The sequence below is a fragment of the Pontibacter toksunensis genome, from assembly GCF_042686245.1.
Classification (GTDB): domain Bacteria; phylum Bacteroidota; class Bacteroidia; order Cytophagales; family Hymenobacteraceae; genus Pontibacter; species Pontibacter toksunensis.
Window position 1 is genome coordinate 549,943 of the sequence record NZ_JBHUOX010000001.1, and the last position, 13,078, is coordinate 563,020.

General features: G+C 49.6%; 10 protein-coding genes. 8 read left to right on the forward strand and 2 right to left on the reverse strand.

Annotated features, from left to right (window positions below):
- The first annotated feature begins 129 nt into the window (after nucleotides 1-129).
- The 5 genes from ACFS7Z_RS02405 to ACFS7Z_RS02425 all read left to right on the forward strand — a co-directional run bounded on the left by ACFS7Z_RS02405 (nucleotide 130) and on the right by ACFS7Z_RS02425 (nucleotide 7,796).
- Nucleotides 130-720, forward strand: coding sequence for a TetR/AcrR family transcriptional regulator (locus ACFS7Z_RS02405; protein ID WP_377480315.1), 591 nt, complete (start codon nucleotides 130-132; stop codon nucleotides 718-720).
- Between the two features lie 184 nt (nucleotides 721-904).
- Entirely contained in the window at nucleotides 905-2,245 is a 1,341-nt protein-coding gene (locus tag ACFS7Z_RS02410) for a TolC family protein (RefSeq protein WP_377480318.1), read from the forward strand.
- A 20-nt stretch (nucleotides 2,246-2,265) separates the two neighbouring features.
- Nucleotides 2,266-3,399 (forward strand): efflux RND transporter periplasmic adaptor subunit, encoded by a 1,134-nt coding sequence (locus ACFS7Z_RS02415; RefSeq protein WP_377480321.1) that lies wholly within the window; start codon nucleotides 2,266-2,268, stop codon nucleotides 3,397-3,399.
- Nucleotides 3,400-3,428: 29 nt separating this feature from the next.
- Nucleotides 3,429-6,629 (forward strand): efflux RND transporter permease subunit, encoded by a 3,201-nt coding sequence (locus tag ACFS7Z_RS02420; protein WP_377480324.1) that lies wholly within the window; start codon nucleotides 3,429-3,431, stop codon nucleotides 6,627-6,629.
- Between the two features lie 531 nt (nucleotides 6,630-7,160).
- The gene (locus tag ACFS7Z_RS02425) at nucleotides 7,161-7,796 is read left to right on the forward strand and encodes a hypothetical protein (RefSeq protein ID WP_377480327.1); all 636 of its coding nucleotides are present in this window, start codon (nucleotides 7,161-7,163) and stop codon (nucleotides 7,794-7,796) included.
- A 76-nt stretch (nucleotides 7,797-7,872) separates the two neighbouring features.
- On the opposite strand, the gene ACFS7Z_RS02430 is transcribed toward ACFS7Z_RS02425, so the two are convergent.
- On the reverse strand, nucleotides 7,873-8,748 hold the full coding sequence (locus tag ACFS7Z_RS02430) for an SDR family oxidoreductase (protein WP_377480330.1): 876 nt from the start codon (nucleotides 8,746-8,748) through the stop codon (nucleotides 7,873-7,875).
- A 120-nt stretch (nucleotides 8,749-8,868) separates the two neighbouring features.
- Between ACFS7Z_RS02430 and ACFS7Z_RS02435 the strand changes: the two genes are divergently transcribed.
- Nucleotides 8,869-9,288, forward strand: a complete 420-nt coding sequence (locus ACFS7Z_RS02435; protein WP_377480333.1) for a nuclease A inhibitor family protein — start codon at nucleotides 8,869-8,871, stop codon at nucleotides 9,286-9,288.
- Between the two features lie 36 nt (nucleotides 9,289-9,324).
- Here ACFS7Z_RS02435 and ACFS7Z_RS02440 read toward each other — a convergent pair whose 3' ends face one another.
- Nucleotides 9,325-10,782, reverse strand: a complete 1,458-nt coding sequence (locus ACFS7Z_RS02440) for a phytoene desaturase family protein (RefSeq protein WP_377480336.1) — start codon at nucleotides 10,780-10,782, stop codon at nucleotides 9,325-9,327.
- A gap of 105 nt (nucleotides 10,783-10,887) precedes the next feature.
- Here ACFS7Z_RS02440 and ACFS7Z_RS02445 point away from each other — a divergent pair, with 105 nt between their 5' ends.
- Both ACFS7Z_RS02445 and ACFS7Z_RS02450 read left to right on the forward strand, forming a co-directional pair.
- Nucleotides 10,888-11,715 (forward strand): SDR family NAD(P)-dependent oxidoreductase, encoded by an 828-nt coding sequence (locus tag ACFS7Z_RS02445; protein ID WP_377480339.1) that lies wholly within the window; start codon nucleotides 10,888-10,890, stop codon nucleotides 11,713-11,715.
- Between the two features lie 100 nt (nucleotides 11,716-11,815).
- Nucleotides 11,816-13,075, forward strand: a complete 1,260-nt coding sequence (locus tag ACFS7Z_RS02450; protein ID WP_377480342.1) for a BaiN/RdsA family NAD(P)/FAD-dependent oxidoreductase — start codon at nucleotides 11,816-11,818, stop codon at nucleotides 13,073-13,075.
- Nucleotides 13,076-13,078 lie beyond the last annotated feature (3 nt).

Here is a 13,078-nt window from a genome sequence, read left to right on the forward strand (position 1 = left end):
TTAATTAATTCCACTTACCCGGTGCGGGCATTCATCAACCTATAAACGACTTAGATACACTAAAATTCTGCATGAATCAGGATGGTTTCCGCTATTTCAACTACCTTTGCCAACCGAATGAACGTTCAGTTGGAATCAAGATTTTTAATGGAGCCTGTAGCAGACAAAAAGAAAGCAATATTAGAGAGCACACTGGAACTTGTAAAGGAAAATGGTTTTCATGGCACCCCTATGAGTATGGTGGCTAAAAAGGCTGGTGTTGCAGCAGGTACAATATATCATTACTTCGATAGCAAAGACCGTCTGATATGTGAGTTATACAGCTATGTGAGGCAGCAAAGTATACAGGCAATAGTAACTGTAGATGATACTACGTTGCCCTACCAAGAGCGCTTCTTCGCCATATGGTGGAGCTTGTACAGCTTCTATATTAACAACCCGAATGTGTTGCGCTTCTTCGAACAGTTTGTAAACTCACCTTACAACGCCAAAATGGAAGAAATAAGGAATGATGAGTTTCATAAGCTGCTTTACTGCTTCTTTAGAGGAGGAATTGAACAGGGACACCTCCGACCTGTGAACCCTGAGATTTTAGGAGTGCTGGTACATGGCAGCATCATCACGACTGCAAAAGTGTATGGTAGCGGAAAAATTCCTTTTGGAGATGAGGAGCTAAAACAAATTGCTCAGATTCTCTGGGATGGAATATCAGTACAGTAACCGCTCTCTCTTCCAAATAAATCCTGAACAACAGTATCTGAATCCTGCTTTATGATTGAGCAAATAGACTCTCTGCGCATTTATTGTTGAAATCTCACATCGGGCTGCTTCACGGACATCAGCAACTTTCCATAACTCTCACCTATTAAACAATCACACAGAAAATTCTTTACCGCATCATTTCATGAACATACCCCATCTTCTCAAAACACTGTTGCTGGGTAGCCTGCTCTACCCCACTCTCCTGCAGGCACAAAACAATGAGGCTACAGTAGAGACAGCACCAGATGCGCTAACGCTGCAGGAGTGTATCGACTATGCCCTCCAAAACAGGGCAGCAGTTGAGCAGGCCGTCTTGGACGAGGCTATCGGCGAACGAGAAATTAAAGCAGAACTCGCTGGCTGGCTACCTCAGGTGTCGGCAGGTTATAGCGGCGTCAGGAACCTGAAGCTTCAGCAACAGCCTTTTGGCGACCAGGTGATTACCCTGGGCAGAAACTACACCTCCAGCATACTGCTTCAGGCAAACCAGACCCTGTTTAGCAGCCAGTTACTGCTTGCCTCCAAGGCAGCCCGCTATACCAGGCAGCAACTGGATCTGAATACCATAAACACCAAAATAAACACGGTAGTAGTTGTTAGCAAGGCATTTTACGATGTGCTGCTCACTATGGAGCAGGTCAGGATACTGGACGAGAACCTAGTCCGCCAGGAGAAGCAGTATAACGATGCCCGCAGCCGGTTTGAAGTAGGGCTTGTTGATAAAACAGACTACCAACGTGCTGCTGTTACACTGGCTAACATCCGCAGCGACCGGAACAGGGCAAAGCAGGCAGTAAGAGCCAAGCAGGCATACCTGAAGCAGGTAATGGGCCTTCCTGTTGAATCAGAAGTTGGGCTGGCGTATGATTATGATGCCATGCAGCAAGCCGTTTTGATAGATACTACCGAGATAGTTGAGTTTGCAAATCGGGTAGAACTTCAGCAGTTGCAGGTACAACAGCAGTTGCTGCAGTTAAATACGAGCTATCAGAAGTGGGGCATACTGCCAACAGCCTCGGCTTTTATCAACTATAACTCCCTTTACTTTAACAATGAGCTTTCCGCCCTCTACAACAATGCGTTTCCAACCTCAGCTGTTGGCCTGCAACTCTCCCTTCCCCTCTTCCAGGGAGGAAGAAGGTATCAGAATCTGAGGGCAGCCCGGCTGGAGGAGCAACGTGCCGAGGTGGAGGCAGAAAACACGCGCAACGAAATCAACACGGAGTACCAGACAGCTTTAGCCAATTACAAAAGCGACTACTATGAGTGGGTGACACTCAGGGATAACCTGGTGGTGGCCCAGGAGGTGTATGACATTATACAACTGCAGTATGAAGAGGGTGTAAAGGCTTACATTGAGCTCGTGGTGGCGGAAACAGAACTCCGGGCCACACAGCTGAACTACTATAATGCGCTTTACAACGTGCTGTCGAGCAAGTTGGATTACCAAAGGGCTTTAGGGAACATTGACATAAACAGATAATAACAGCAACTTCAAATTAAATGAAAAGGAACTTCCCCTGGCTACTAACAACCATCATCGGACCACTGGCTTTGGCATCCTGTGGTGGCGAAAGTGCACCGCAGCAGAATCCAGCCGCCGCTGCCGTACCTGTTAACACCTTTACCGTTGCAGAAGAACGCGTAACAGGCACCGACACCTATCCGGGCAATGTGGTCCCCCTGCAGGAGGTGGAGTTGCGCCCGCAGGTATCCGGGTATATTACTGATTATTATGTGCAGGATGGGCAGCGCGTAAAAAAGGGGCAGCGGCTCTACGAAATAGACAGAAGCAAGTATCAGGCAAACTTTCAGCAGGCGCAGGCAAACCTGCAGAGTGCCAGAGCAAATCTGGCAAGGGTACAGAAAGACCTGGAGCGCTATGAGCGGCTGGCAGAGCGGGAAGCTATTGCAAGGCAGCAGGTAGATTATGCCCGCACAGATGTGGAAACCGCCCGGGCGCAGGTAGGTGCAGCGCAAGCCCAGGTGAACAGTGCCTCAACTGATGTAGGCTATGCCACCATTACAGCGCCTTTTGATGGTACTATCGGCATCTCGCAGGTGCGTGTGGGTGCACAGGTATCGCCGGGCCAGCCACTTCTGAATACCATTTCTTCTACCGATCCGATTGCAGTGGATTTTGTGATAAACCAGCAGGAAGTTGGCCGCTTCAGCCAGTTAATGCAGGGGCAACAGCCCGACTCACTGTTCACACTTTTACTTGACATTCAGACGGAGTACCCTTACCCTGGCAAAATACTGGCCATAGACCGTGCCATCGGACGGCAGACCGGTACCACCACCGTTCGTTTGGAGTTCCCCAACCCCGAGCGCCGCCTGATTCCTGGTATGACGGTAAGTGTGCAGGTGCTGAACCAGGACATAGGCGAACAACTGGTCATTCCTTTTAAGGCAGTAACAGAGCAGTTGGGAGAATATTTTGTGTACCTGGTGCAAGGCGACTCTGTGAACCAGCAGAACGTGACGTTGGGCACAAGATTCGGGGCTGATGTGGTTGTACGCGAAGGTCTGGAGCAGGGCAATACCATTGTGGTGGAAGGCATTCAGAAGCTGCGCCAGGGCGCAAAAGTGCAGACAGGTACTGCACAGGCACCTCCGGCGGCAGCGGCGAGGTAATTTTTTAAAGTAACACTTTCTTAAATAGTATGATTTCAGATGTATTTATAAGAAGGCCCGTCACCTCCATCGTCATTTCCGTTGTGATTGTGCTGGTTGGTCTGCTGGCCATAATGAATCTTCCCGTTACGCAGTACCCGGACATCTCCCCCCCGGTGGTGTCTGTTACTGCAAACTATACAGGTGCCGATGCACAAACAGTAGAACAGACTGTTGCCACCCCTGTGGAGACGCAGATTAACGGCACACCAGGCATGGCCTACATGACCTCCACCAACACCAGCACCGGGCAGATGAACATGAGTGTGACCTTTGAGGTAGGCACCGACATTGACATCGCTACCCTGGATGTGCAGAACAGAGCAAGCATTGCTGAGCCAAGCCTGCCGGAAGAAGTACGGCGCCTGGGTGTGACGGTGCGAAAGCGTAACCCCAGCATTATGATGGTGGTGGGTATCTTCTCACCCAAAGGAACCCATGACATTGAATACCTTGACAACTACACGAATATATATGTGCGGGACGCCCTGTTGCGTGTGAAAGGCGTCGGTGACATCAATGCCCTGGGGCAGGATTTCAGTATGCGCATCTGGTTAAAGCCTGATAAACTCGCCCAGTACAGCATCAGTGCCAGCCAGATTACAGGCGCCATACAGGAACAGAACCTGCAAGTGGCTGCCGGTACGGTAGGTGCCAAGCCGCAGTATGATACGCAGGCTTTTCAATATCCCATCACCGTCACAGGTCGCCTTTCAACCCAGGAGGAGTTTGGGAACATTATTGTCCATACCAACCCGGAAGATGGCTCCATAGTGTACCTGCGGGATGTGGCCAGGATAGAGTTCGGGAGGTTTGATTACGGTAGAGCGGCCACCATCAACGGGAAACCTTCGGCTATTCTGCTCATGTACCAGGCACCCGGAAGTAACGCCCTCGAGACAGCAGAAGGAGTTTATGCTGCACTAAGCGAGCTGAAAGAGTCTTTTCCTGCCGATGTGGACTATGTGGTTTCTTTCGAGACAGTGTCTGTCGTGCAGGTTTCTATAAATGAGGTGGTGAAAACGCTGATAGAGGCGCTCATACTGGTTATCATCGTGGTGTTCCTGTTCCTGCAGAGCTGGAGGGCCACTTTGATACCCATCCTTGCTATTCCGGTTTCTATCATAGGCACGTTCGTCTTCTTTATTCCGCTGGGCTTTACTATTAATACGCTGACTTTATTCGGGTTCGTACTGGCCATTGGTATTGTAGTGGACGATGCCATTGTGGTGGTGGAAGCGGTACAGCATTATATCGACACGGAGCGCATTTCAGCGAAAGAGGCGACGCGAAAGGCCATGAAAGATATCACGGCACCGGTTATTGCCATTGCGCTCATCCTGGCGGCGGTGTTCATACCCGTTGGCTTTATACCGGGAATTGTGGGTAGGCTGTACCAGCAATTTGCCATTACCATTGCCATCTCCGTACTCATCTCCGCTTTTGTGGCGCTTACCCTAACACCGGCGCTATGCTCTATAATGCTGAAGCCGATGAACATGGATAAGAAATCCAGAGGGCTGAACAAATTCTTTTACAAATTCAATAACTGGTTTGCCAGAACAACGGAGTCCTATTCAGGTGGTGTGCGCAGAAGCATCAAAACGGCCCCACTGGTGTTGGTGCTGCTGGCGTGTGTGTATGTTGGTACTGTGGGGCTTTTTGCCACCAAGCCAACCGGGTTTATTCCGACAGAAGATGAAGGACGCGTGTTTGTCTCCATTGAGTTACCAGAAGGCTCCTCTGCCACCAGAACAGAAGCAGTTCTGGCTGAAATGGGTACCATTATGGCAGATATTCCTGCTATCAAAAACTATACTGCGATTGGAGGTCTAAATGCCATTAACTTCTCCTTCAAATCGAACAGTGGCACCATCTTCGTTCAGTTGCACCCCTGGGCAGAAAGAGAAGAAGCATCAGAACAACTTGCCGGTGTGATGGCCACCCTGAACGAGCGGCTGGCTGTTATGAAGGAAGCGAACGTGGTGGTAGTGGCACCACCGGCTATTCCGGGCCTCGGTAACTCCGGTGGTTTCAGCTTTATGCTGGAGCAACGCGCCGGCGGGGGTAACCTAAAGGATTTTGAAGTGGTGCTGGGGCAGTTTGTTGGTGCCGTGAACCAGCGCCCGGAAATTGCCAGGGCTTACTCCTTCTTTAATACCCGCACACCGGGTTACCATGTAGAAGTGGACCGGAAAAAAGCAAAACAGCTGGGTGTGAATATTGCGGATGTTTATGCCACCATGTCTTCTCTTATGGGAAGCAGGTATGTGAATGACTTCACTCGCTACGGCCGGAATTTTCGGGTAGTCGCCCAGGCTGACACAGCCTACCGCATGGATATTCAAAGCATGAAGCAGTATTATGTCATGAACAGGCTGGGAGAATCGGTGCCGCTGAGTGCTCTGGTGACTTCCAAAGTAGTTGAAAACGCCTCCGTTATCTCACATTATAATTTGTTCCGGTCAGCAGAAGTGCTGGGTAGCGCTGCGCCCGGTTACAGTAGCGGCCAGGCCTTAATTGCTTTAGAAGAAGTGGCGGCAGAAGTGTTGCCGGCTGGCTACGGCTACGACTTCTCTGGCCTGAGCAGAGAAGAGTTGTCAGCAGGTGATAGCACCGTTTATATCTTCTCACTGTCAGTGTTACTGGTGCTACTGCTTCTGGCAGCCTTATATGAAAGCTGGTCCGTACCTTTCTCTATTCTGTTTGCCATACCGCTGGGTATGTTTGGCGCCATCCTGGCGCTGACTTTCCTGCCAAAGCTGGACAATAACGTGTATGCCCAGATTGGTATGATAACTTTAATTGGACTTGCCGCCAAGAATGCCATTCTGATTGTAGAATTCGCAAAGGAACGGGTGGACCTCGGAATGGAACTGGTAGAGGCAACGATTGAGGCTGTGAAGTTGCGCCTACGGCCAATCATCATGACATCCATGGCCTTCATCCTGGGAGTGGTTCCGCTGGCACTGGCTTCAGGTGCAGGAGCCGTATCGCGCCAGACAATTGGATGGGTGGTGATTGGCGGTATGTTAGCGGCAACATTTTTGGCAATTTTTGTGGTGCCCGTTTTATACGTTATAATTACGAGAGTAGCATACGGTAAAAAGGAACTGGCAAGGCTTCGGGAAAACTACAGACCAGGAGAAAACGAAGGAGGTGATCCTGCTTACGTAAATCCGCATACCTGACAGGCTGAATGACTTTAGAATAAACAGCAAGCCCTGGCCACTTTGGCCGGGGCTTGCTGTTTATTATGTACTATCAATTCACATAAAGCTCCTTCCATAACCATGATTTTTCTATTCTTTGGCACGGAATGAAGCTGGTTTCAGTCTTTAAGTTGAGCGCCTGGGGCTAGGGGTCTCTGTTTAAAAATTTTTGGTGCCGCTCGCGCGGCAGCGTCCTGGCGCAGAAAAACTCCCAGCACGATGCCCTTGAGAGAGCCCCTACCCCAGCCTGGAGAGCACAGGCAGCTATACAGCACCAGGTTTTGATTCCACTGGATGAGCTATAACTACTTATGCAGAAAAGTCAACATACCTATGGTTAGACATTATGCAGATGTCAATTGGTATTAGTATACGTTCCACTGCCTGAATTCTGACCTTGCTTAGAGGCTGTACAAAAGGAGAAAACTTATACTATAAAATAGTTTGCTAAGTATCACACCTATACTATATTTGAGCTTCCATATTTTAATATCAAAAGCAAGCACATCTATGAAAGCAAAGTTAATTTCTGCATTATGCTGCCTCCTCTCGCTGCAGTTCGCACAGGCTCAGGACATCGTCACCAAAAGAACAGGTGAGAAAGTTGAAGCCAAGGTTCTGGAGATTTCAAACACCGAAGTAAAGTACAAGCTCTACCGGAATCAGGAGGGACCGACGTATGTCGTGCCCAAAGTGGATGTAGCCCTGATTCAGTATCAGGATAAAACAAGCGAGGTATTTGAGTTGTCTGATGTAGCACTAGCAAAAGCCACAGCCAGCGCCAACTCAGAACCTGTAATCACAAAAACGCCTTTTAGCTCTACAGCTACGGCTGTACAAATCTACAACCAGGGCCAGGCCGAAGCCATTACTTACTATGACGGCTACAAAGCAGCTGGTACGGCTGTTCTGATAACCAGCCTACTTTCACCGTTAGTAGGGCTTGTACCGGCTATTGGCACCTCTGCCACTCCTCCTAAAACGCACAACCTGGATGCGCCCAGCATGGAGCTGCTACAGCAGCCAGACTATGCCTCCGGGTACAGGAAAAGCGCTCGCAAAATCAAGTCCGGGAAAGTGTGGAAGAACTGGGGCATTGGTTTAGGTGCCAACATTATCGCCATACTGCTTATCAGCAACAGCTGAGATATACAAACAAAGTAGTAAAAGCCTCTGCCAGTAAAGCAGAGGCTTTTTTTATACCGACGCAGCAGATGTGTATCTACTGCCCTTTGCCGCGCATTTGCTTTTCCATAGCATCCCACATCTCCTGCGGAATCGCGTCGAAAGAATTGAACTCGCCTGCACCATAAAGCCACTCCCCTCCGTCTATGGTCACTACCTCGCCATTCACGAAACCAGCGTAATCAGACACCAGGTAAGCAGCCAGGTTAGCCAGCTCCTGGTGCTCGCCGTAACGCCCTACCGGGATTCGCTTCAGCGGGTCGAGCTTTTCTGCCAGTTGTTTCGGAAAAAGGCGCGTCCAGGCTCCTTCTGTTGGAAACGGCCCCGGTGCAATGGCGTTTGAGCGGATGCCATACTTAGCCCACTCTGTAGCCAGGGAGCGCGTCATGGCCAATACGCCGGCCTTGGCGCACGCTGATGGCACCACATATCCGGATCCGGTCCAGGCATAAGTGGTAACAATGTTCAATATAGCTGCCTCCTGCTTCTGCTCTATCCAGTGCTTCCCTAAAGCAAGCGTACAGTTATAGCTTCCCTTCAGTACGATATCAGTTACCACATCAAACGCTTTGTGGCTCAGGCGCTCTGTCGGGCTCACAAAGTTGCCCGCTGCATTATTTACCAGCACATCTACTTTTCCGAATTTCTCCAGCGTTTGCTGCAGCATGTTCTCTATCTCATTATACTTGCGCACATCGCAGACAATGGGTAATACCTGCCCCCCAGTCTCCTCCTCAAGTTCTTTAGCCGTCTGCTCCAGCACATCCATTTTCCGGCTGCAGATAACAGCATTTGCACCAAGTTCTAAAAAATATTTCACCATAGAGCGACCAAGTCCCGTACCACCACCTGTTACAATGATGGTTTTGCCATTCATGGCACCCTCTTTTAACATTGGTTCTGCTTTCAGCATAGTTTTATTCGTATAAAGGTTAAAGCGGAAGATACGCAACCGCCATCTGGTTTATATAAAGATAGCAATAGCTTTGAAATAGCACAGAAAAGTATTTTTGAATTGATAAACGTACGGTTTATGGAAAAAGACCAGTTAGAAAAGGAACTGAACCAGGCGGTGGACGGCCTGTTGTTGAAAAGCGATATCGAAGCACCCTTCGAATTCTTTTACCGCGAGCTTGAACAGGGGGAAGCGTTCTCTCCTAAGAAAGTAACCGAGTGGACAGGAGAAGCAACAGGTATGGAAGTAAAAACAAGAGAACTGGACGAATTCTTTCATGAAATGGGAGGAATTTCAGCGGACATAAGAAATAAGGGAGAAAGCAACGAAAAGCGTTACCAGATGCTGAAGTCCAAGTTGAACGACCTGCTGGAAGATGTAAAAGTGTATATGATTCATGAAATCGGGAGCCAGGTATTCATACTCGGCAAAGCAGAAAACGGGGATTACGCTGGGCTGCGTACGATGGTGGTGCATGATGAATCTTCTGTTGACTAAGCTGATGTCAGCTGTGCTCCTTCATATTACGGTTCACTACACCGCATGATCCTGTAACAACTTCTCGGCGGCAATGATGCCGCTGAGGCAAACTCCTACAATGCCCTGCCCCGGATAAACAGTGTCGCCGCACAGGTAGGCGCCTTTGTGGTCGAGGCGGGCATCTTTCATTTGCCAGGGCTTTACGTGCTGGTACTGCGGATAGCCGCCTACGGCGCCATAGGCCCGCTGGGTCCAGAAAATCCAGGCACCAGGTGTGGCTGTCTGCTCATACACAATATTTTCTCTCCGGATCAGCTGTTGCCTGACCAGCGCATCCACAATGGCTGCTTGGATAACTGCTTTATCTTCTATTACGTTTTGCTCAGGGTGCTTCACGTGGGTGCTGATGCTGGCTACCACCTCTCCGGCAGGTGCACGCAGGGTATCCTCCGGGTGGCTGAAGGAAATAAAAATGCTTTTACTCCCGATAAGCGGCAAACCTTCCGGCACATGTACCTGGTGGTGCAGTACTTCAGGAATTGACTGCCCTTGTAATACCAGCCCCATCGTAAAGGCCCCGTTCAACATCTCGGAAGGCATCACATGTTTTTGAAGCGTCTGCTGAATCTTTTTATCGTCAAAAAGCTGCATCGTGTTGTTCAGCGGAAGGCCACTGATCACAAACCTGCTTTTGAAACTGCCTTTGCTTGTGCTTGTCACGTAGCCGTTTTCTTCTTTTGAAACGCGCTGCACTTTTTGCCCATGCAGCACCCTAGACTCTTGCCTGCTAATATAGTTGACAATGGGGTTTACCAGGTTAATGAGTCCACCGGGTACATAGTAGTTGCTGTACAGGGTATAGCACAGAGCTGTCGCGCCAAACAGCTCGTTTACTTCTTCCAGCTTGTTCTGAGCTGTAATAAGCAACTGCTCGTTTACAAAATCCACGAATAGCTTGTCCTGCAACAAATCGTAGTGGCGCAGCATATCCTCCATGGTCCGGAAAGCAGCAGGCAGAAGATGTAGCTGGGCTGGCCGAGCACGGGCAACAGAAAGCAGCAGGTCTCTGAGGTTAGAAAAAGGAAAGCTACGTTGCTGCAGCGACGTACGCCAGACCTGCTGGCTTATTTTGTAGCAATGCTCCCAGAAAGGCCGTTGACTGTGTTTACCAAATACTCTCTCAGCCTCTGCAATCCAGTCTTCCAAATAACCGTACCGGGTAAGGGTTTCACCATTTGGCAGGTGCACCTGCATCGGCGGCTCCAGTTTCTGTAGCGAAACCTCCTCTCTAATTTCATCCAGCAGGTAGCGCAGCGGCATACCTTCGTCCAGGCCTACCAAGGTGGTTGCGCCCGTTTCAAACCAATAGCCTTTGCGCTTGAAAGAAGAAGAACACCCACCTGGGTATTTTGCCTGCTCCAGCACGCCTACCCTCAGCCCCCGCTTTGCCAGCAGCGCCGCCGCTGTCAGCGAGCCAAAGCCTGAGCCAAGTACAACAACATCGTAGTCCATTCAAAATTAATTAACCCGGCACCTGTACCTGCCGCACCGCTTTCTTAAACAGCATGCGCCTGATTTTGTTAATCTCTATATTTACAGAAATAAAAGAAAAGAAGAATGGGTACTAAAGAGGAAATAAGTATCATGGGTTGTGGCTGGCTGGGGATGCCCTTGGCAGAACGGCTGACGAAGGCAGGATACGATGTAAAAGGGTCCACTACAACTCCCCGGAAACTGGAGTTACTGCAGCAGAATGGCATTCGACCGTATTTACTGAACCTGCAGGATGAAAACCTGGACCGGGAGGCTTTAAAAGAATTCCTGCAGGCACAGGTGCTGGTACTCAACATTCCGCCGCACCTGCGCTCCGATGGCGGCGAAAGTTACCTGGAACAAATGCACCTTCTCCTGCAATTCCTGGCTGACTCTCCCGTTAGCCGCATTTTATTTATATCCTCCACCTCCGTATACCTTGACCTGAACAGAGTGATTACCGAAGAAGACATCCTGTTTACTGAAGAACAGCAACCGGACCATATGCTGTTGCAAGCCGAAAAACTCTTTCAGCAGGGTGACGGCTGGTTAACAACCGTCCTGCGTTTTGGCGGCTTGGTAGGTGAAAACCGAAAGCCTGGTCGTTTTCTGGCCGGTAAGAAAAATGTTCCTAACGGGGACGCCCCAGTTAACCTGATACACTTGGACGATTGTCTCAACATTCTGCATCGCATAGTAGAGGAGGATATCTGGGGTAAGACATTTCATGCCTGTGCAGACATGCACCCCTTGCGCAAAGAATTCTATCACCAGGCAGCACTGGCACTTGGTCTTACTCCTCCTGAGTTCAATGACATGGATGAGACGCACTTTAAGCTCATCAACAGCCAGAAAATAAAGGATGCCTTGTCCTATAGTTTCCTCTACCCTGACCCAATGAGCTTCTTTTAGTATCTTTGCATTTAAAAATAGCTGAAGGCCTGCCTCGTCATTATACTATAAATTTGCGAACACTCTTTTCAGCTGAAATTTAACTTCAACCATTCCTTAGATGCAGCAGAAGATTATAGTGATAGGTGGTGGCGCCGCTGGGTTTTTCGGGGCAATTACCAGTGCACAAAACGCCCCTAAAGCCAGCGTGCTGCTGCTGGAAAAGTCAGGCAAACTGCTTTCCAAGGTGCGGGTATCGGGCGGAGGCCGCTGTAATGTAACCCATCATTGCTTTGTCCCCAGCCTCCTATCGCAGCATTACCCCAGAGGCGCCCGGCAGCTAAAAGAAGCTTTCAAAACATTTGGATCACAGGAGACAGTAGATTGGTTTACACAGCGTGGCGTACAGCTGAAGGCAGAACCTGATGGCCGTATGTTTCCTACCACAGACAACTCAGAGACTATCATCGATTGCCTTTTGCAGGAGGCAAAAAGAGTAGGCGTGCAGATTCGTACCGGTGCTGCCGTGGAAAATATACAAGTCGAAGAATCTATAGAAGGTAATCCCGTATTCACGCTACAGCTTTCATCTGGTGAACGGGTCATGGCTGATAAGGTGCTTATAAGTACAGGAGGTAATCCTAAATCCAACGGATATGATTGGCTGCGGAAATTGGGCCACAAGATTCAGGAACCGGTACCCTCGCTGTTTACTTTTAATGTTCCCTCCTCTCCTCTGAAGGAGCTACAAGGGGTGTCGGTACCGAAGGCAAAGGTGCGGGTGGCAGGCCAGAAGCTGGAGTATGAAGGACCGCTCCTCATCACACACTGGGGCTACAGCGGTCCGGCTGTCCTGAAGTTGTCAGCCTGGGGAGCACGTGTTTTCCATGAGCAGCAGTACACCTTTACCGCTCTCATAAACTGGATACCGGAATACACAGAAGAAAGCTTACGGGAACATCTACAGGCATACAGGCAGGCGCACCCAAAAAAGGTAGTAAGTACCAACCCACTGTTCGGGCTACCACAGCGCCTCTGGAAAACACTTTGTACTATAGCCGAAGTGCCCGAAGAAGTGCGATGGGCTGAGATGCCAGGAAAAAACACCAACAAGCTGGTGGAGGCACTGCTGCGCGTGCCGGTAGAAGTAAAAGGCAAAACCACTTTTAAAGAAGAGTTCGTTACGTGTGGTGGTGTAGACCTGGCCTCAGTGAATATGAAGACGATGGAGAGCCGCGTGCAGCCGGGTTTATTCTTCGCCGGTGAAGTACTGGATATAGACGGCATCACAGGAGGATTCAATTTCCAGGCTGCCTGGACCACCGGTTTTCTGGCAGGAAAAGCCATGGCTACCCCTTTACCAAAAACGGCAGCATTGTAGAGC